The organism is Coprococcus hominis (ex Arizal et al. 2022) (assembly GCF_040094675.1).
GTDB lineage: Bacteria > Bacillota > Clostridia > Lachnospirales > Lachnospiraceae > Coprococcus_C > Coprococcus_C hominis.
Genome location: NZ_JBBNHG010000036.1, coordinates 24,634 through 45,790 on the forward strand (window position 1 = coordinate 24,634; position 21,157 = coordinate 45,790).

A 21,157-nucleotide genomic window follows, 5' to 3' on the forward strand; every position below is an offset into this window, starting at 1 on the left:
CATACAAATTAATGATGCAAGGAGCATTTTATGCAGAATATCAATATCAAAAATTCACAGGATGCCATCAAAGCGTATAGTGACAGTGCAAATGCTTACAGTGGAACAAAGATGAAGACTGCTTCGGTCGATCAGCTCGATGCCTTCGAGAAGGTCGGGCAGGTGCAGTACGACAGGAATTCTTCGGTCGACACGAATGCGCAGACGGTCATGGATAATTTCAATGAGTACCGCAAGGACATGCAGGAGAAGGCGAAGCAGGAACAGCAGGAAGAGACAAGCGACGAAGAACAGGCGCGTGCAGATGCACGGGAGATTGCGCGTTCCCTTACTTCCGAGGAGATAAAGAAGCTTCGTATGATGGGCGTGGATGTCGCTTCGGCATCGCTTTCGGACATAGAAGGGCTGGTTACTTCCATGCGTGCAGATGCGCGTAAGGACGCGCTTGTAAATGTGCTCGCGCAGGCGCAGATCGAGGAGGGAGACGCCTCGAATCTGGTTTTTACAAGTAGCGGGGCGCAGATAGCCGGGACAGATGTGAAGCTGCAGGTGGGGAACAAGGACATTCTGTACCTGTTGAAGAATCGGCAGCCACTCACGCAGGAGACACTCTACAAGGCGCATTACAGTGGACAAAGAGAGATTGCCGCGGTGGATGAATTGGGAGGAGACACCGCATATGCGGCGAAACAGGTTGCACAACAGACAATATCCAGGCCGCAGCAGAGCGCTGGACAATCGGTGTATGCTTCGGGTGAAGATGGAAATGCAGATTCCGGCTTGCAGGCGCAGCTCGCACATGTGATCATGCAGGCTGGATTTGTCGTGGATGAAACAAGTATGGCCGGGGCAAATCTGCTTCTGGCAAATGATATTCCGGTCACGACGGATTCCGTGCGGGCTTATATGCAGATGCAGGCGCAGATCGGGAAGGATATCGGTGAACTGCCGACGGCACAGCAGGCAGAGAAGCGGCAGACACAGGAGCTTGAGACGAGAGCGGCAAAGCTCAGACAGGATGCAGCTTCGATTACAGCAGAGGATGTGGCACAGGCAGTACGTACAGAGCGGCCGCTTACAATCGCTGCGCTGGTGGCGGCGCATTATGATGGGGTACGGGATGGACAGACCGGTGGACAGCCGGTGGGAGCATACGACGAAACCGCGGATAAGGGTACACAGTTACAGGATGGCCGGAGCGCAGGTTCCGACATACAGAATCAGACGCTGCGGGAGGTAACGGCACTGCGGCAGTTAGAGGAGATCCGGCTCTCCATGACACAGAGTGTTGCGGTACGGATGCTCTCCGTGGATATCAATATTGATACTCGTGAACTGGCGCAGGTGGTGGCGAAGCTGCGAAATGCAGAGGCACAGCTTACGCAGGAGATGTTTGCGAAGCAGGGTGTTGCGCCAACCGAAGAAAACAAGGCAATCTATCAGCAGATGCAGGCAGATCTGCAGACGATTGGCACGGCACCGGCAACAAGGCTTGGCGTGTTGGCGGGTACGGACGCGCTGCAGTCGGTGACGGTACATGGATTTGCGAAGCTTGTACAGGAAGAACACCAGATCGGTGGACAGGCGGGTGATATGCAACGCCGGATGTCCGATAACAATGTGTCGGATGGGGTGGCAGATATATCGACACAGACGATCCGGCGTTCCGTTGATTTCGCAGCGATGGAGCGCGGATATGAGGCACTTGGTACAGCCCCGCGTGCGGATATGGGAGATAGTATCCGCAAAGCATTTTCAAATATCGAAGATATACTGACAGATATGGAGCTGCCGGTGGATGAGGAACATACACGAGCGGTACAGATTCTCGGGTATAACCGCATGGAAATCACGGAGGAAAATATCGCACAGATCATAGAGTATGACAGAGCGGTCAATGATATGCTTGCCGCATGCCATCCGAATGCGGTGCTGTCTATGATCCGGGATGGTATCAACCCGCTTGATATGACAGTCGATGAACTCAATCAGACACTGCGGGACAAAAATTACAAAGCAGGTGTGAAGGAGACAGACGATTTTGCAACGTATCTGCGTGATGTAGAGAAGCGTGGACAGATCAGCAGCGAGGAACGCGCAGGATATATCGGGTTGTACCGGGTATTTAAGCAGTTAGAGAAATCCGGCGACCGGGAAGCCGGGTATCTGTTCGCGAACAACAGCCGGCTTACCGTGCGTAATCTGATTACTGCGATGCGAAGCCGGAAGGCCGCCGGGATGGAGGCTGTGGTCGATGATTCGTTCGGTATGCTTGCGGATCTGCAGACACGTGGGGAGAAGATGGATGATCAGATCGCGCGTGCATATGCGGGACGGGTTGGTGCGGATGGTAACTGGACCGGACAGCTCCGCATGGGAGAGAAAGATGAATATATGAGCCGAAATGAACCGATGGCTGCGCAGGAAGAATATAAAAACCCATGGGAGAAAATCTCTGATTCTCCGATGCTTGCACAGGCAGAACAGCTTCTGCAGGCAAATGATATTGAAGAGAGCGCACAAAATCTGGAAGCGGCGGATTATATACTGCAGGGAATGTCGGTAGGACCGGAAGCAGAAGCTGTCAATTATCAGGCGTCCATGAATTTCTATACATTTGCATCACAGGTATGGAAGCAGATTGGATGGCAGGACCATACGAAGGAGGATGCAGTTGACGCAGAGACGGATGCTATGGCGAAGTCCCTCACAGGAGAGGAGATTGCGTTGCCGTTTGAATCGGAGATGCTGCTGAAACAGATCGAAGCAGACGCAGATCTGGCGCAGATGTATGCGGATATCCGGCAACAGATGGTAGAGCAGATGTATGATCAGGCAGAAGAAGGAAATATAACATCAGATCAGCTGCAGGGCATGAAGGTCGTGCAGGCAGGATTCCGAATATTGGGAGCCATGGCGGGCAGAAGGCAGTATCAGCTCCCGGTTGAGACAGAGTCAGGTATGAAGGTAGTGAATCTGACGATGCAGACGGGCGGAGTAGAAGCCCGCGGCATCACGATCCGGATGGCGGCAGGGGTGCATGGTATGCTGCAGGCGCAGATCCGGATGGACGAAGCGGGAACATGCACGGGTGAGATTCTTGGCGGTTCCTCGGAGGCGAATACATGGCTTGCTGGACAGACGGATGCGTTCCGGGAACTGCTTGCCGGAAGTGAATATGCGGATGCGGCAGTTGCGCTTGGAGAAAGCCGTACAGCGGCGCGTGGAACGAACGGGGGAGCGGACACACAAAAACTGTGTCGGGCGGCAATATTCTTCGTTAAGGCTATGGCGAAACTTACCGATATATAACATAGTAAAACCGGGATGCGGACGTATAATGTGCCGCGGACATGATGCCGGATAAGAAGCAGACATTTGGATAGCTGAAGCATAACGAACGAGTTTAAGGAGGCAGACCATGAGAATTAATTATAATGCGCTGGCGATGAATGCCACGACTAATTTCGGTAAAATAAATAATAAAGTTGCAAAGTCGATGTCCAGACTTTCTTCTGGTTATAAGATTACAAGCCCGGCAGATGATGCGGCAGGACTTGCGATTTCAAAGAAGATGAGTGCACAGATCCGGGGACTTGACCGCGCGGCTTTGAATTCTAACGATGGTATCTCTGTGATCCAGTCCGCAGAGGGCGGCATGGAGGAGATGCACAGCATTTTAGGACGTATGCGGGAACTGGCTGTGCAGGCGGCAAACGATGTCAATGATGAGGTCGATCGTGATGCGATTCAGGAGGAGATTGATTCCCTGGCGGCTGAGCTGACACAGATTTCCGATACGACCGCATTTAACGGACAGACACTGCTGAATGGGGATCTGACGAGACGTTCTCTGTCCAGCGTCAATGGTGTGAAAGCAACATACATTTCATCAGAGGTAAGCACGGGTGTTTATTCGATCAATGTCACAGCCGATGCAGAGCAGGCATCTATGACGACAGGATTTACCTATTCTACAGCCGTGATCACAAAAGAGCAGGCAGGAACTTTGAAGGTAAATGGATTTGCAATCGAGATCGAGGAAGGCATGACGATGGAGGATGTATATGGAAAGATCCAGACCAGCCTTGCCAAGATCAATATTGATGTCTTTGCGTCGAATGACGGAACGACAGAGGAGAGCTTTGACAGTGGAGCACCGGTGGTGTTCCGCACAAAGGGATATGGCAGCAGTGAGAAAATCAGCATCTCTGTGGGAAATCCGGAGCTGGCAGCGGTGTTTGGAGTGACAGATGGCACGATGATGCAGGGCAAGGATTGTCAGGCAGCTTTGAACATCACAGAAGATGGATTTTCTACGACTGCAACTTTGAAGGCAAATGGAAATAAGATTGAAGTCACAGACCGAAGCGGCTTCTCTATGACGATTGAAGCAGATCCGGGCGCTGTTGCCGAAAATGGTGGAGCTGTAACAGCAGAGATCGAAGTGCTGTCGGCTGGAACGATGGTAATACAGACAGGTTCCAACGAGGGTGAGCAGTTAGCCATCGACATTCCAGAGCTGAATGCAAAATCACTTGGCGTGGATGAGTTGATCATGTACACACATGAATATGCAAGTCAGGCAGTTGATATCATTGATGAGGCAGTGAAGAAAGTTTCGGCTGCACGTTCGAAGCTGGGTGCGTATGAGAACCGGCTGGATGATGTGCATTCGAATCTCGAAGTGCAAAGTGAGAGTATCACGGAGGCTTATTCGCGGATCATGGATACGGATATGGCTGAGGAGATGACAGAATATACGCAGCAGGAGGTTTTGTCGCAGGCGGCAATCTCCATGATGCAGAAGGCGAACGACAGACCGGAATCGCTGTTACAGCTGCTGCAGTAGGCGGCGCAGACCGGATTGGGATAATATGTATAAGACAGGAATATGAGGAAACCACCATGACACAGGAACAAAAACAGGAATTTACACGACGCATCAGTCAGGAGAACCACAGCGGTCTGATTCTGGTGCTATGTGATATATTTCATACATACGGCATGGATGCGATGGCAGCGTACGAAGCGGAGAATATGACCACATACCTGCAAACGATTGGGCAGGCGCGGCGTGCGATGCAGGAGCTGATTGAATGTTTCTCGAAGGAAGATCCGCTTGGAAGAAATGTGATTGCCATTTTGCGATTTATCTATGGGAAGCTTGTGCGCTCGGAAGTACGCAGACAGCCGGATGAACTGGATCGATGTGTGCAGATGGTCGATGACTTACGTGTCGGATTTGTACATTTACACGAACTTGACAACGAGGGCGCTGTGATGCAGAATGTACATCAGGTGTACGCTGGACTTACCTATGGGAAAGGAACCCTGAACGAGAGTATACAGGGTGTAAACTACGAAAAACGTGGATACCAGGTCTAAGAGCAAAACGATGCCATGCTTTATCAGAAATGGTAAAGTATAAGTAGTTAAAATAAAAAGGAGTAAGTAAAGATGAAAAAAGATGATTGTATTTTCTGCAAGATCGCAAATGGAGAGATTCCATCTGCAACGGTATATGAGACACCAGAGTGCCGTGTAATTCTGGATCTGGCACCAGCCAATCAGGGACATGCGCTGATTCTGACGAAGGAGCACTACGATAATATCTACCAGCTTGATGAGGAGACTGCAGGCAAGGTATTTTCGCTTGCAACCCACGTTGCGAAAGCGGTACAGGAAGAGACTGGCTGCGAGGGCCTGAATATCGTGCAGAACAATGGCGAAGTAGCCGGTCAGACCGTGCATCATTTCCATATGCATGTGATTCCACGTCACGCAGGGGATGACGTACAGGTGACATGGAAGCAGGGCGAGACAGAATCAGAATCCTTGAAGGCACTGGCAGATGCAATCAAGAAGCATATCTAAGGATAAACAGACGCAGTCGGGGAGGCTGTCGAAACGGCAGATTGTGTTTCTTGTATTGTCGGTACTGTTCGCGATTATGATCTTCTGTTTCTCTGCCAGAAATGGCGAGGAATCGACGGAGGACAGTTATACGGTCGGTATGGAGTTTGGACGCATTGTACATCCGGATTTTAAGAACTGGTCGGAGGAAGCACAGCTTGCGTTTGCAGCGAAGGTCGATCATCCGATCCGAAAATTGGCACATGCGACGGAATATGCCGTCTTTGCAATGCTGCTCTGTGGTGTATGGCTGGATGTCCGAAGAAAACGAAAGGTGTCTGCGTTATTCGCGTGGGGAACTGCGACGGTGTATGCGGCGACGGATGAGTTTCATCAGTTGTTTGTTCCTGGACGGAGCGGACAGGTAAAGGACGTGCTACTCGATAGCTGTGGCGCAGCAGTAGGCGTGCTGATTCTGATGCTTGTTGCGGCGCTGATTCGATTTATCCGTAAAAAGCATGGCACACAGGAATGAAAATCGCCAGAATATGCGCAAATACAACGAGATTAGCAAATAAAACCATTGACAATTAGAAATATATGATATATGTTAAACATGTCTCTCTTATTCAGAGTGGTGGAGTCATAAGGGACGAAGAAGCCACGGCAACCCCGGAGACGGAAGGTGCCGACCTGAGCGATACTTAGATTAAGTTGTCGAGCAATAAGAAGATTTGATAACGACTTTCAAATCCGGTTGCTTGCAGCCGGATTTATTTTTTATGAATTGCCGCTGAAAAAGAGACAAAGAACCATAGACAAATGCATTCCAAAGGAGGAACAAATGGAGAAGTTATTATTTACTTCAGAATCAGTAACCGAAGGCCATCCTGACAAAATCTGTGACCAGATCAGTGATGCCGTATTAGATGCGCTTTTAGCGCAGGATCCTATGAGCCGTGTTGCCTGTGAGACAGCCGTAACAACCGGACTGGTACTTGTTATGGGTGAGATCACAACAAAGGCACAGATCGATATTCAGACAATCGTACGTGAGACAATTCGTGAGATCGGTTATGACCGTGCAAAGTACGGATTTGACTGTGATACCTGTGGTGTGATCGTTGCACTTGACAAGCAGTCAACCGATATCGCAATGGGTGTTGACAAGGCACTCGAAGCAAAGGAAAATCATATGTCCGATGAGGAGATTGAGGCAATCGGCGCTGGCGATCAGGGTATGATGTTCGGCTATGCAACAAACGAGACACCAGAGCTTATGCCATATCCAATCTCATTGGCACACAAGCTTGCAAGAAAGCTGACAGAAGTTCGTAAGAACGGCACACTTCCTTATTTAAGACCAGATGGTAAGACACAGGTATCGGTAGAGTATGACGAGAACGGAAAGCCTTGCAGATTAGAGGCAGTTGTACTTTCTACCCAGCATGACGAGAATGTATCGCAGGAGCAGATCCATGCGGATATCAAGAAATATGTATTTGATCCAGTCCTTCCACAGGATATGATCGACGATGAGACGAAGTTCTTCATCAACCCAACCGGACGTTTTGTTATCGGTGGACCAAACGGTGACTCTGGTGTAACCGGACGTAAGATTATCGTAGACACTTACGGTGGATATGCACGTCACGGCGGCGGAGCATTCTCTGGAAAGGACTGCACAAAGGTAGACCGTTCCGCAGCGTATGCCGCACGTTATGTAGCAAAGAATATCGTGGCAGCCGGACTGGCTGAGAAGTGTGAGATCCAGCTTTCTTATGCGATCGGTGTTGCAAGACCAACTTCCATCATGGTAGATACATTTGGCACAGGTAAGCTTGCAGATGATAAGCTCGTAGAGATCATCCGTGAGAACTTCGACCTGCGTCCGGCTGGTATCATCAAGATGCTTGATCTGCGCAGACCAATCTACAAGCAGACAGCCGCTTATGGACATTTCGGAAGAACCGATATCGACCTTCCGTGGGAGAAGACCGACAAGGTAGACGACTTAAAGAAATATTTGTAGAAAACAGGAGGAAGATATCATGAAGAATATGTTGAACTTCAAGAATTTCTCTGCGGAAGAGCTGCAGAAGATTCTTGATCTTGCACTGGATATGAAGAAGAACCCGGAGAAGTACAGCCACGCATTGGAGGGCAAGAAGCTCTATACGTTGTTTGAGAAGACAAGTACCCGTACATTCCTTTCTTTCACGACAGGAATGACAGAGCTTGGCGGAACCTACTACAACCAGCTCTGGAAGGACAGCAACTTTGTTCTTGGCGAGCCGGTTTCTGAGATCAAATATGTATGCCGCAATGTGGACATCATCATGGCACGTCTCGTGAAAAATGAGACCGTTGAGCTGTTCGGTGACAATGTAACGGTACCATTTATCAATGGCTGCGATAACTCGTACCATCCTTGCCAGATTCTGGCAGATGCACTGACGATCATCGAGAAGTTTGGTAGTCTGAATGTCAAGTTCTTATATATCGGTGCAAAGAACAACGTATTCAATTCACTGGTAGAATTCTTCTCCAAGATGAAGCAGGGAACTTTGTACGGACTTACCCCGCTTGTAAATGATACTGCCTGCGGTCCAGACTTCTATGAGGAAGCAAAGAAGACTGGTTACTATGTAGAGCTTGATCCGAACATGCCGATGGACGAAGTGAAGAAATATGTCAAGGATATGGATATCTGCTACACCGATACATGGCTTGACATGGAGTTCTTCAACGATCCTGCATATCAGGATAAGAAGAAAGAACTCATGGATAAGATGATGCCATATCAGTTGAACGATGAGTTCTTAGAGGGCAGTCATGCACTTGTCTTCCACGACATGCCAATGCATGTAGGCTTCGAGATTTCGAAGGAAGTGGAGATGAAGAACCTTGATCATATTCTCGATCAGGCAGAAAACAGAAGACACGCAGAAAAAGCTGTCATGTATACATTGATAAAAGGAATTTAAGTGGTATAATATATGGATGTGTGGCTTTCGGTACTGGCGTTTGTGCTTTTCCTTGGCTTTGGTACGGGCGCGCTTGTCTGCGTCTCTGCCGTGAAAAAACAGTCTGGGATTGTCATAAAGAGCCGGCTGCATCACAAATTAAATATCTCTGAGGTCGTCTATGCGAACCTTGGACTTGTGGGACTTGTTGTGTTGGTATATTTTAAGATCTACATATTTGTGCCTGCGGTATTGATGTTTGTGTTGTTCATCGTGCTGTCCACCCGGATACAGAGTGGCATCACAGAAGATGGAGTGCTGGTCGGAACCACATTTATCGAATGGGAATTCATGCGGTCTTTCCTCCTGGAGAACCAGGGGGAGGACAGCAATGTAATCGTACTGAAGATTCGTGCGAATCGAAAAACATATATCCTCGTTTGCAACCGGGAAGACCGGTTTGCAATCGATGAGATATTCCGAAAAAACAACGTGCGTTCAATGGGAGGAAACCAGAAATGAAACATGTAATTGATTCAACAGACCTGACCGTAGAAGAAATCGATGGCATTTTGAAGCTGGCACAGGATATCATCGACGACAAAGAAGCGTATAGCGAAGCGTGTAAGGGCAAAAAACTTGCAACATTATTTTTTGAACCAAGTACAAGAACAAGGCTTAGCTTTGAATCAGCAATGATGGAGCTTGGCGGAAATGTACTTGGTTTTTCTTCGGCTGATTCTTCGTCAGCAACGAAGGGCGAGAGCGTGGGCGATACAACAAGAGTGGTAAGCTGCTATGCAGATATCATCGCAATGCGTCATCCGAAGGAAGGTGCGCCGATGCGTGCTTCCATGGTGAGTGGCGTGCCGATTATCAACGCTGGTGATGGTGGTCACAACCATCCGACACAGACGCTGACAGACCTGCTCACGATCCTGCGGGAGAAGGGCAGACTGGACAACTTTACGATTGGTCTGTGCGGTGACCTGAAGTTTGGTCGTACCGTGCATTCGTTGATCAAGGCTTTATCCCGTTATAAAAATATAAAATTTATCCTGATTGCACCGAAGGAACTTCGCGTGCCGGAATACATTATTTCCGAAGTGCTCGAAGCAAAGAATATTCCATATGAAGAAGTAGAGTCGATGGAAGAAGTGATGAGCGAGCTGGATGTGCTTTATATGACAAGAGTACAGAAGGAACGTTTCTTCAACGAGGCGGATTATGTCAGATTGAAGGATACATACATTCTTGATGGAAAGAAGCTGAAAAATGCAAAGTCTGACCTTGCAATCCTGCATCCGCTTCCACGTGTGAACGAGATCTCTGTGGAAATCGATGACGATCCACGTGCCTGCTATTTCCGTCAGGTTATGAATGGAAAATTCGTGCGTATGGCACTGATGCTGACACTGCTCAAGGCGAATGGTGCGAAGCTGAATCTGTCTGCGGACAAGCTTGCCAAGATCCCAGAGTAAGGAAATGGATTTGCATTAAGGAGGAAGAATCATGAAGATAGATAGTATTCAAAATGGTATTGTGCTGGATCATATTACTGCTGGCAAGGCACTTCAGGTATATCACGACCTCGAACTTGACAAGCTCGACTGTTCCGTTGCCATCCTGCAGAACGTCAAGAGCAGCAAGATGGGCAAGAAGGACATCCTGAAGATTGATAAGGAGTACGATGTGAATCTGGATGTGTTGGGTTACATCGATCCAGATATCACAGTCAGCATCATCAAGGACGGACAGACGGTCGAGAAAAAGAAGCTGGCATTGCCAAAAAAACTGATCAATGTGAAAAAATGTAAAAATCCTCGCTGTATCACATCGACAGAACCAGGAATTGTGCATATATTTAAATTAGCCGATGAAAAAAATCGTATTTATCGATGCATTTATTGTGAGGCAGACAAGTAAAATGCTTTACAAAATAATGGAATGTGTTATAATTATTAAGATTATGGGCTAGTAGCGTAAAAAATAACTGGCAGCACAGAGGTGTGAAATGGAAAAATATGTTATAAAAGGCGGCAATGTTCTGGAAGGTGAAGTTTCGATTGCCGGTGCGAAAAACGCCGCACTCGGTATCCTTGCAGCAGCAGTCATGACAGACGAAGAATGCATTATTGAGAATGTACCATATGTAGAAGATACAAAGACATTACTTCGTGCAATCGAGACAATTGGCGCTAAGGTAAAATACATTGATAACCATACAGTTTCTATCTGCGGCGGAACAATCAGAACCGGCGAGGATGTCTGTGTGGATGATGAATATATTCGGAAGATACGAGCATCCTACTATCTGCTTGGAGCTTTGCTTGGTAAATACAACTATGCACAGGTTGCTTTGCCGGGCGGCTGTGATATTGGACTGCGTCCGATCGACCAGCATATCAAGGGCTTTGAGGCACTTGGTGCGAAAGTAGAGATTGTAAATGGCGGTAAGGTTGTTGCGAAAGCAGACCAGTTGATTGGAAATCATATTTATCTCGATGTGGTAACGGTTGGCGCAACCATCAATATCATGATGGCAGCCGTGCTTGCAGAGGGCAAGACGACGATCGAGAATGCTGCGAAGGAGCCACACATCGTAGATGTAGCGAACTTCCTGAACAGTATGGGTGCAAATATCAAGGGCGCCGGAACGGATGTTATCCGTATCCGTGGTGTTCAGAAGCTGAGAGGAACGGAGTATTCGATCATTCCGGATCAGATCGAGGCGGGAACATTTATGACGATGGCGGCAGCGACAAAGGGAAATGTTCTCATCAAAAATGTAATTCCAAAACACTTAGAGGCAATCTCTTCGAAGCTGAATGAGATTGGTGCACGCGTAATCGAATACGATGATGCAGTTCGTGTTATGGCGGACGGCAGATTCAAGGCAACACAGATTAAGACACTTCCATATCCGGGATTCCCGACAGATATGCAGCCGCAGATGGCGGTAACACTTGCATTGTCACAGGGAACGAGCGTGATTACGGAGAGTATATTTGAAAACCGATTTAAATATGTAAGCGAGCTTTCCCGCATGGGAGCACGCATCAAAGTAGAAGGTAATTCCGCAGTGATTACTGGCGTGGATGGATACACAGGCGCGAATCTGGTAGCACCGGATCTGCGTGCAGGTGCCGCACTTGTCATTGCAGCATTGGCAGCGGAAGGATTCAGTACGATCGACGATATCAAGTATATTTTGCGTGGTTACGAAGATTTCGATGGAAAGATCCGTGGACTTGGCGGTCAGATCGAGGTAGTTGATGACGAGCGCGATGTCCAGAAGTTTAAATTAAGAGTGGGTTAAAAACAAAAATAAGGGAGGGGTTTCATATGCCTAAAAAACCGTACTACATTACAACCGCAATCGCATACACATCTGGTAAGCCTCATATAGGCAATACGTATGAGGTTGTACTTGCAGACAGCATTGCCAGATACAAGAGATACGTCGGATACGACGTACGTTTCCAGACAGGAACTGACGAACATGGTCAGAAGATCGAGATTAAAGCATTTGAGAATCTCTCCACACCGAAGGAATTCGTGGATGAGACATCGGCTGAGATCAAGCGTATCTGGGATCTGATGAACACTTCTTACGACAAATTCATCCGTACAACGGACGATTATCATGAGAAGCAGGTACAGAAGATTTTCAAGAAATTATACGATCAGGGCGATATCTACAAGGGTCAGTACGAAGGCATGTACTGTACACCTTGTGAATCCTTCTTCACGAAAGCACAGCTTGTGGACGGCAAATGCCCGGACTGTGGCCGTGAGGTACAGCCGGCAAAGGAAGAAGCATATTTCTTCAAGCTCAGCAAATACGCTGACCGTCTGATCGAGCATATCAATACACATCCGGACTTTATCCAGCCGGAGTCCCGCAAGAACGAGATGATGAACAACTTCCTCCTTCCGGGACTGCAGGATCTGTGCGTATCAAGAACATCCTTCAAATGGGGTATTCCTGTAGATTTTGATCCGGGACATATCGTATATGTATGGATCGACGCGTTGACCAACTATATCACAGGTCTTGGCTATGATGTGGATGGCAATTCGGACGAATTGTACCATCGTTACTGGCCTGCAGATCTGCATCTGATCGGCAAGGATATCATCCGTTTCCATACCATTTACTGGCCATGTATCCTCATGGCGCTTGGCGAGCCGCTTCCGAAGCAGGTGTTCGGACATCCTTGGCTCATCCAGAGTGATGGAAAGATGAGTAAGTCCCGTGGAAATGTAATCTATGCAGATGATATGGTAGATTTGTTCGGCGTGGATGCGGTCCGCTACTTCCTGTTGCATGAGATGCCATTTGAGAACGATGGTGTTATTTCATGGGAGCTTGTGATTGAGCGTATCAATTCAGAACTTGCAAATACACTTGGAAACCTCGTGAACCGTACGATTTCCATGTCGAATAAATATTTTGATGGCGTTGTGACAAATGCCGGTGCACATGAGCCGGTCGATGATGACTTGAAGGCTGTTGTAACCGACACCAGACTCCGTGTAAATGCATGCATGGACAAGCTCCGCGTGGCAGATGCGATCACAGAGATCTTCGCTTTGTTTAAGCGTTGCAATAAGTATATCGATGAGACAATGCCTTGGGCACTTGCCAAGGATCCGGAGAATGCAGATCGTCTGAACACCGTTCTTTACAATCTGGTAGAGAGCATCGTGGTTGGCGCAAGCCTTCTGGAGCCATATATGCCGGAGACGTCTGAGAAGATCTTAAAGCAGCTCAATGCAGAAAAGCGTCGTGTGACAGAACTTTCGAACTTTGGCCTGTATCCATCCGGGAATAAGGTAACGGATCAGCCGGAGATTCTCTTCGCAAGAATCGATGCACCAAAGATGCTCGAGGAGATCGAGAAGCGTTTCCCATCCAAAGTGGTTGAAGAAGAGCCAAAGCCGGAGAAGAAGGCAAAGAAGGAAGAAAAGGTTGAGATTCCTACACTTGATGCTGTAGTGAAAGAAGAGATCACAATTGATGAGTTTAGCCGTATGCAGTTGCAGATGGGTGAGATCATCTCCTGTGAGGAAGTTGCAAAGTCCAAGAAGCTGCTTTGCTCACAGGTAAAGGTACAGGGCAGAACCCTGCAGATCGTATCAGGAATCAAGCATTACTATACACCAGAGCAGATGGTTGGTAAGAAGGTTGTTGTTATCACGAACCTGAAGCCGACAAAGCTTGCAGGTGTGTTATCCGAAGGTATGCTTCTTTGTGCAGAGGATTTCGATGGAAATCTGGCACTGCTTACCGCAGAGAAGGATATGCCGGCTGGAGCAATGATCAGCTAGGAATAATAAAATAATATATCAAAAACGACCGGTTGGTTTAAAACCAATCGGTCGTTTTTATATGTTGTTTCATATATTACCTGCATGCTTCATTATTTAATTCGCATCTGTTGAAGTTGCAGTCTCAGTCACGATTGCGGAACTGATCATAGCAGCATCAATCTGCATGAAATCGCGGTCGCTGATGTAATATTTATTTCCATCTTCAATAATTTCAACAGTTATAACTTGCGGGTCGGCATAACTCATATTTTCACAACCGGCATTCAGGATGTCAATCAAGCCCTGCGAGAATAATGTTTCGTAATCAGTGAGAGAATAATCGTTATAAGTTCCAGCCTTCACATCGTTGTTAAATGTGTCGACATAAGCAGTTACTTCAGAAGAGGTCTGTGCGAACAGGTTGATCGGGTAAATCGTGACATCTACCAGATAAACACTGCCGTCTTTTCTTGCTTTATCTACCTTGTAATTAACCTTGCTGTAAATATTTTTGGCAAGAGACTCGAACTGCTCCCGCATCTCTGGCGCATCGTCAATATTCACACTGTAATAGGTGAGGATATTGTCAGTGAGCAGGTCAATGTTTGCCTGATAAAGGGCATCTGCATCCTCCTGATTGGCACCGGACGCCGCAATGTAATCCTTGGTTGCACCAAGATAATTGATTGCGATCAAACTCTTGATGTAGGTCTGATACCGCTTCTCCACATTCGCTGTACATGCGGTTAATGAAAAAATTAACAGCATACAAATCGGCAAAAGAGAAAATCGTTTGTATTTTTTTGCATGAATTTTCATGAAAAAGTTCATTTAAAGATCACCTCGTAATAATTTTTATATGATTAAACATACCCTTAGTGTATCATAAAGTGAAAGCAAATATCAATACACACATACTTTTTATTAAACCTTTTAATGCGGTCCCGGAGTGAACCATTATCGTCAATTCAAACGTCCGTTAAAGTAATTTGTATATAGATTGTTAATCATAAATCCCGTGTAAAAAAATGATGCATAAACGAAGTTCTTATGATATAATTAAGAAACATATTGGATAATGGACATTCGAAAGGAGAATTGCAGAATGGATGTAACGTTGAAGACCACATCGTTTGGTGGATATGACAAGAAGGCAGTAGAAAATTATATAGACGAATTGACAGCAGAACACGAGAAAGAGGTTGCAGATTTAAAGGCAAACGTATTGAAGCTGTCAGAGACAGTAAAGAATCTCCACACGATGAGAGAGGTTAACTTGAACGAATCTTCCAGCACGATCGAGAACCTCAAGAAGGTAAACGATGAGCTGCAGGTAGAAGTGACACAGCTCCGTGACAAGATGACAGCGTACGAGACAAGAGAAGAAGAGTCAGCGAGCCGTTACGAGTCAATTTCCAGAACTTTGCTGGAGGCACGTGAGAGTGCAGATGCATTGACAAAGCAGACACAGAAGGAGTGCGGGGAGCTGCGCGCAAAGACAGAGGAAGAATGCGACAGACTGACACAGGAGACAAGTGATGCCTGCCGTCAGATGTCAGAGGAGACAACCGCAGAGTGCCAGCGTATGCATGCAGAGACAGTTGCAGCCTGTGAGAGACTCGATGCAGAGACAAAGAGCAAATGTCAGGAGCGCAAGGAATCCACATATGCAGAGTGTGAGCGCGTGAAGCGTGAGACAAGAGAAGAGACAGACAACCTGCGTGCAGAGACGGAGAGCGCATGTCAGTCTTTGAACGATCATACAGAGGAAACCTGTGCAAATATGCGCGCAGAGGCAACTGCAGAGTGTGAGGAGATGCGGAATCAGGCAAGAACAGAGGCATACAATACACGTATGTCTGTGAAGCGTGAGTGCGAGAGTGTAAGCGAATATATGGCACAGATGAAAGCAGCACTTGATAATGTAGTTATTTCCGTAGACAATACGATTAAGGTTGCAGATCAGGCATTCCCTGAGATCAGCAACAATTAGTCCGATTCAGAAAGCAGTATAGACGGGGCTGTCGCACATTGCGTGTGACAGCCTTATTAGATACCGAGGCTTTACGATACGATAAGGGGGCGAGTGGCATGGTAATTGAAAACAAATACCTCAGAAAAGCGATTGAAAAGACAAAATATATTGTGCTTGTAAAACGATATATTATCGATATGCCGGGTTCCAGTCTGGTATATGTTTCACCGAACGCATCCGAGATTGGTATGAATGTCGAGATGCTGAACAAAGGAATGAAATTGTCCGAGGATTATATCTATCCGTCGGATCGTGAGATGGTAATGAAGACCATTCATAATGCGATTGACAATCGTGTTCAGGATTACGTGCACGAATATCGTATGGTTGGAGACGATGGGGTGCTTCGACAGGTGCGGGTCAATATCTGTATCGAAGTTGTGTCAGAAGAAGAAAATACATATGAAGTAGAGTTTTATATCCGCGATATCTCTGCGGAGAAGGAAGAAGAAAAACAGGCGGAGATCAAACGGGCGATTGAAGAGCCAAACAGACGCATGCAGATTTCGCCGACGGGATCCCTGGTAATCAGCAAGCTGGATAATCCGGGCATGATTCCGCAGATTCAGAAGATGGAAATGATCATGAGTGGATTTTCACAACTCACTAATTTGTATTCTGTGTTTGTTGATGAGAATGGCAAGGTGGAATCTACACCAGTCGGACCTGCGACGGATCTGGGTGATTTCTATGATCTGTTTGAGACGCCAACCTACAAAGAGTTTTTCAAAACGATGAAGGAAGAAGTACTGGCAGAGATGAAGCCACATATCTTTGACCGCGAGGAAGGCGGTTATGGAAAGCTGGCAATGGCACCGATCTTCGTCGGTGATAATTTGCAGGGGTTCTGGGTGCTTGGCTCTTATACACCGGATGAGACAGAGCATCTGGAGGAAATTTACGAGCTTCATTGGACGACAGCAGAACTGGTATCGGATTTCCTGCTGCAAAGCTATAATTCTATTGTGGAATCTGCGAAGTCACGTGGCGCGGGCAAGAAGATGCGTGAGGAGCTTGCACGACAGAGCATTGTCAACAATGCATTGTCGAAGATCAACAGCAAATTAAGCGAAGATGTAGAACAGGTCATTGGCGAGACGTTGCGTGAGGTCGCGCTGCATATGGATTTGGACCGCATGTTCTTATATACATTTGACAAGGACAATCCAAAAGCATTCAGTCTGCGAAGTTATTTCGATGTATCCGGTGAGATGCCGAGTGACGATATATTGACTTTGCTTCCGGAGCGTTTGTATCTTGTGGTAGACGCGATCAAGCGCGGCAATGGCTGTTGTATGCTTGACCGTACCAATATGACACAGCGCGATGTAATCAACCTGATGCGGTATAATTTCCGGGCGGAGATCGCATATCCGATTTATCTGGAAGGAAGATTGTACGGTATTTTGATTTTTGCAGAGTCGAAATCGGAACGAATCTGGACAAAAGAAGAACTTCGTTTCTCACAGAGTATCTCTCTGCTGATCCAGAATATGCTGGAAAATGCAGATGGCGATGATAATGTGCGAAATGTGAATAAACATCTGATAGAAACATACAATAGTTTCCATGAGGGCATTTTTATCCGGGATCTGTACACGGGTTATGTATTCTTCTCCAACAAGGCACTCAATGACATGCTTGGATATGATCTGACTGGTGGCGACAGCCGCAAGATTCTGAAGAATCTGCGCGATAAATTTGAGCATATGGATGGTGTCCGCAAGGATATTGCCGGACGGAAGATCACAAACTGGTGCAGCTATGTGCCAGCATTGGACGAGATCATGGATATCACGGAAGTGCCGATTGAATGGTTACAGGGAGGCGCTGCAACCATGATTATTATGAAAAAAGCTAAGGATAATTAGGAAATTTCCGATATATAGATAGGAGGAACAAGACGTGGCAAGTTCAGACATTGGAATCGACTTAGGAACCGCCAGTATATTAGTCTATGTCAAAGGAAAGGGCGTCGTATTGAAGGAGCCGTCCGTAGTTGCCTATGACAGAGATACCGAACAGATCATGGCAATCGGGGAAGAGGCAAGACTGATGCTCGGAAGAACACCTGGGAATATCGTTGCGGTGCGTCCGCTCAGACAGGGTGTTATCTCCGATTATAAAACGACAGAAAAGATGTTGAAATATTTTATCCAGAAGGCAGTGGGCAAGAGCTTCTTCGGTAGAAGACCACGTATTAGTGTATGTGTGCCATCCGGTGTTACGGATGTAGAGAAGCGTGCTGTTGAGGATGCGACCTATCAGGCGGGTGCCAGAGATGTCTATATCATTGAGGAGCCGGTTGCAGCCGCAATCGGAGCCGGTATTGACATTTCCAGACCATGCGGAAATATGATCGTAGATATCGGAGGCGGTACTTCGGATATCGCAGTTATTTCACTGGATGGCGTGGTTGTATCATCGTCCATCAAGGTAGCGGGCGATGATTTCGACGATGCGATCGTTCGTTTTATGCGGAAACGTCATAATCTGTTGATCGGTGAGCGTTCGGCAGAGGAGATCAAGATCAATATTGGAACCTGTTACAAACGACCAGAGAATATCTCCATGGATATCCGTGGACGAAATCTGGTAACCGGACTTCCAAAGACGGTAACGGTATCTTCGGATGAGACCGAGGAGGCGCTGCGCGAGGTGACATCCCAGATCGTGGATGCAGTACATTCGGTATTGGAGCGTACACCACCAGAGCTGGCAGCTGATATCGCAGACCGTGGAATCGTGTTGACTGGTGGCGGTGCATTGCTGCACGGACTCGAAGATCTGATCGAGGAGAACACCGGAATCACAACGATGACAGCCGAGGAACCACTGACTGCAGTGGCAATCGGTACAGGTAAGTATATTGAGTTTTTGAGTGAGCGAAAGTAGAAAGTAGGAAAACGATGGTAAGAGGGTTGTACACGGCATGGACCGGACTTCGCAACGAGGAAAAGAGAATGGATGTTGTGACAAACAACATGGCGAACGCGGACACGACCGGCTACAAAAAGGTGGACGTTACATCGCAGTCTTTTGACCGCCAGCTGGCAGTCAAGATTGACGATCCAACGATCGGACCGAACATAAAGCAGGGCATCGGCGGCGTGAACCTCGGCGTGAAGATCGGAGAGACGTATTATGATATGTCTCAGGGAAATTTCAGACAGACAGAAGACCAGTACAATTTGGCATTATCCGGCAGCGGATTTTTTACCATCAGCACAACAGACAAGAGTGGAACGACAACGACACGCTACACGCGCGATGGCGATTTCACTGTAACCAGGGACGGTTATCTTGTGACAAAGGATGGCGATTATGTGCTGGCGGAAGGCGGTAATCGTATACAGATTCCGAATGCAAATCTGGTCAAGATCAGCGTAAATCAGGCGGGAGAAATTTACTCTGGCAATACGTATGTTGCGAAATTGCAGTTGGTTGATTTTCAGAGCTACGACGCATTATCCAGCTATGGTGAGAATATGTACGAAGCCGTGAATGGCGCCGTACAGACACAGGCGGATGCAACAGTCAATCAGGGATATCTGGAAATGTCAAATGTCAATATGGTCACAGAGATGGTTGATATGATCGCGGTCACAAGAGCGTATGAGACAAATCAGAAGATGGTTCAGACGATCGACCAGACCTTGGACAAGGCAGTCAATGAAATCGGACGGTTATAGTGGAAGATAATAGGAGGTAGTAGCGTATGATGCGATCACTTTGGACGGCTGCATCCGGTATGCGGGCACAGCAGGTCAATGTAGATACAATTGCAAATAACGTAGCAAATATTAATACGATTGGTTATAAATCACAGCAGGCGAGCTTTAAGTCGCTGCTGTATCAGAACCTGCAGTCGACATCGACGAATAATGCAGGCGAGAACAAGCCGGTTGCGGCAGAGGTAGGTCTTGGCAGCCGTGTGGCAGCGATTACAAGTACATTTACACAGGGAAACCTGACGCATGTGGAGAATCCGTTCAGTGTAGCGCTGGAAGGGGATGGTTTCTTCCAGATTCGCACGGAGAGTGGAGAATTGCAGTACACAAGAGATGGTTCGTTTGAAATCTCGCCGGTTGCAAATGGAAACATGCTTTGTACATCTGACGGAAATCCGGTTCTGGATGCATATGGAAATCAAATCATATTGCCATCTAATCGTGTGGCAACGGATCTGGTAGTTAATCAGGATGGCACTCTGGCATTCCCGGATGGTACAGGGAACCCAGCAGTGATTACAGATGCGAATGGACGTCCGGTCAAGTTTGGTATTTACCAGTTTAATAATCCGGCAGGTCTTTCCAAGGAAGGCAGCAACAATTATTCGGTAACCGTCGCAAGTGGCGCGGCAGTTGCGGAGAATGGAAATGCGGCAGTGAAGCAGACAAAGACGCATCAGTATTACACGGAGGCATCGAATGTCGATGTGGCAAATGAGATGGTTAACCTGATCGTGGCACAGCGTGCATACGAAATGAATTCCAAAGCAATTCAGGCATCCGACGAAATGATGCAACAGGCTAACGCTCTTCGTTAGGTAGAGGAAAGGTGACCTTATGGAAAACATCACAAACCTTACAAATAAAGATTATTCATCCTATGTGACACAGGCACAGACGAGCAACTTAACCAATCAGATCAAGAAATCAACCTCCTCGGAAGCAACTGATGAGGAGATGCTTGCGGCATGCAAGGAGTTTGAAGCATATCTGGTCGAGCAGGTGTATAAGCAGGTACAATCCACGATCAAGTCTGACAGCGACGAGGACGACAACCCATATGCAGACTACGCATATGACCTGCAGGCACAGCAGTATGCAAAGCTGGTCAGCGATCAGGGCAAGCTTGGTCTGGCACAGCAGTTATACGAATCCATGAAGAAACAGAACGCGGCAATCACGCCGGAGGAACTGCATGAGCAGGAACAGGCTGCGGCAACTACGCAGACACAAAATGCATAAAATACAAATAG

The 21,157-nt window shown here is 47.3% G+C and carries 19 protein-coding genes and 1 riboswitch; of the genes, 18 read left to right on the plus strand and 1 reads right to left on the minus strand.

The window, feature by feature from the left end; translation table 11 throughout:
- Positions 1-30 precede the first annotated feature (30 nt).
- The 12 genes from AAAT93_RS10710 to metG all read left to right on the plus strand — a co-directional run bounded on the left by AAAT93_RS10710 (position 31) and on the right by metG (position 14,156).
- Positions 31-3,312 (plus strand): DUF6240 domain-containing protein, encoded by a 3,282-nt coding sequence (locus tag AAAT93_RS10710; RefSeq protein WP_227573252.1) that lies wholly within the window; start codon positions 31-33, stop codon positions 3,310-3,312.
- Positions 3,313-3,421: 109 nt separating this feature from the next.
- Positions 3,422-4,852, plus strand: a complete 1,431-nt coding sequence (locus tag AAAT93_RS10715) for a flagellin (RefSeq protein WP_227573251.1) — start codon at positions 3,422-3,424, stop codon at positions 4,850-4,852.
- A 56-nt stretch (positions 4,853-4,908) separates the two neighbouring features.
- Complete coding sequence (locus AAAT93_RS10720; RefSeq protein WP_021984888.1) at positions 4,909-5,388, plus strand: flagellar protein FliS; 480 nt, start codon at positions 4,909-4,911, stop codon at positions 5,386-5,388.
- Positions 5,389-5,460: 72 nt separating this feature from the next.
- On the plus strand, positions 5,461-5,877 hold the full coding sequence (locus AAAT93_RS10725; RefSeq protein ID WP_117780863.1) for an HIT family protein: 417 nt from the start codon (positions 5,461-5,463) through the stop codon (positions 5,875-5,877).
- Positions 5,855-6,391 (plus strand): VanZ family protein, encoded by a 537-nt coding sequence (locus AAAT93_RS10730; protein WP_021984886.1) that lies wholly within the window; start codon positions 5,855-5,857, stop codon positions 6,389-6,391. The genes AAAT93_RS10725 and AAAT93_RS10730 overlap by 23 nt, the downstream gene beginning before the upstream one ends.
- 87 nt (positions 6,392-6,478) lie before the next feature.
- Positions 6,479-6,587, plus strand: a riboswitch (SAM riboswitch).
- 113 nt (positions 6,588-6,700) lie between these two features.
- Positions 6,701-7,888 (plus strand): methionine adenosyltransferase, encoded by a 1,188-nt coding sequence (gene metK / locus AAAT93_RS10735; RefSeq protein WP_117780862.1) that lies wholly within the window; start codon positions 6,701-6,703, stop codon positions 7,886-7,888.
- 19 nt (positions 7,889-7,907) lie between these two features.
- A complete protein-coding gene (locus AAAT93_RS10740) occupies positions 7,908-8,843 on the plus strand; it encodes an ornithine carbamoyltransferase (RefSeq protein ID WP_118545768.1) in 936 nt (311 codons plus the stop codon).
- A gap of 12 nt (positions 8,844-8,855) precedes the next feature.
- Entirely contained in the window at positions 8,856-9,344 is a 489-nt protein-coding gene (locus AAAT93_RS10745) for a DUF5673 domain-containing protein (RefSeq protein ID WP_021984883.1), read from the plus strand.
- The gene (pyrB, locus tag AAAT93_RS10750; protein WP_227573250.1) at positions 9,341-10,303 is read left to right on the plus strand and encodes an aspartate carbamoyltransferase; all 963 of its coding nucleotides are present in this window, start codon (positions 9,341-9,343) and stop codon (positions 10,301-10,303) included. Before AAAT93_RS10745 ends, pyrB begins: the two co-directional genes overlap by 4 nt.
- Before the next feature lie 31 nt (positions 10,304-10,334).
- Complete coding sequence (locus tag AAAT93_RS10755) at positions 10,335-10,748, plus strand: aspartate carbamoyltransferase regulatory subunit (RefSeq protein WP_021984881.1); 414 nt, start codon at positions 10,335-10,337, stop codon at positions 10,746-10,748.
- A gap of 88 nt (positions 10,749-10,836) precedes the next feature.
- Positions 10,837-12,141 carry a UDP-N-acetylglucosamine 1-carboxyvinyltransferase gene (locus AAAT93_RS10760; protein ID WP_021984880.1) on the plus strand — a complete coding sequence of 435 codons (1,305 nt, stop codon included), beginning with the start codon at positions 10,837-10,839 and terminating at the stop codon, positions 12,139-12,141.
- A gap of 26 nt (positions 12,142-12,167) precedes the next feature.
- Positions 12,168-14,156 (plus strand): methionine--tRNA ligase, encoded by a 1,989-nt coding sequence (gene metG, locus AAAT93_RS10765; RefSeq protein WP_117780861.1) that lies wholly within the window; start codon positions 12,168-12,170, stop codon positions 14,154-14,156.
- Between the two features lie 96 nt (positions 14,157-14,252).
- Here metG and AAAT93_RS10770 read toward each other — a convergent pair whose 3' ends face one another.
- On the minus strand, positions 14,253-14,906 hold the full coding sequence (locus tag AAAT93_RS10770; RefSeq protein ID WP_147341771.1) for a hypothetical protein: 654 nt from the start codon (positions 14,904-14,906) through the stop codon (positions 14,253-14,255).
- Between the two features lie 337 nt (positions 14,907-15,243).
- Here AAAT93_RS10770 and AAAT93_RS10775 point away from each other — a divergent pair, with 337 nt between their 5' ends.
- From AAAT93_RS10775 to AAAT93_RS10800, 6 genes are all read left to right on the plus strand, one after another.
- Positions 15,244-16,131 carry a hypothetical protein gene (locus AAAT93_RS10775; protein ID WP_117780860.1) on the plus strand — a complete coding sequence of 296 codons (888 nt, stop codon included), beginning with the start codon at positions 15,244-15,246 and terminating at the stop codon, positions 16,129-16,131.
- A 98-nt stretch (positions 16,132-16,229) separates the two neighbouring features.
- Positions 16,230-18,044: a PAS domain-containing protein gene (locus tag AAAT93_RS10780; RefSeq protein ID WP_227573249.1), complete on the plus strand. Its 1,815-nt coding sequence runs from the start codon at positions 16,230-16,232 to the stop codon at positions 18,042-18,044.
- Positions 18,045-18,078: 34 nt separating this feature from the next.
- The gene (locus tag AAAT93_RS10785; protein ID WP_021984875.1) at positions 18,079-19,068 is read left to right on the plus strand and encodes a rod shape-determining protein; all 990 of its coding nucleotides are present in this window, start codon (positions 18,079-18,081) and stop codon (positions 19,066-19,068) included.
- A 14-nt stretch (positions 19,069-19,082) separates the two neighbouring features.
- Complete coding sequence (gene flgF, locus AAAT93_RS10790) at positions 19,083-19,865, plus strand: flagellar basal-body rod protein FlgF (protein ID WP_118671255.1); 783 nt, start codon at positions 19,083-19,085, stop codon at positions 19,863-19,865.
- A gap of 26 nt (positions 19,866-19,891) precedes the next feature.
- Positions 19,892-20,722, plus strand: a complete 831-nt coding sequence (locus tag AAAT93_RS10795) for a flagellar hook-basal body protein (RefSeq protein ID WP_021984873.1) — start codon at positions 19,892-19,894, stop codon at positions 20,720-20,722.
- A gap of 19 nt (positions 20,723-20,741) precedes the next feature.
- Positions 20,742-21,146 carry a rod-binding protein gene (locus tag AAAT93_RS10800; RefSeq protein WP_021984872.1) on the plus strand — a complete coding sequence of 135 codons (405 nt, stop codon included), beginning with the start codon at positions 20,742-20,744 and terminating at the stop codon, positions 21,144-21,146.
- Positions 21,147-21,157: the final 11 nt, after the last annotated feature.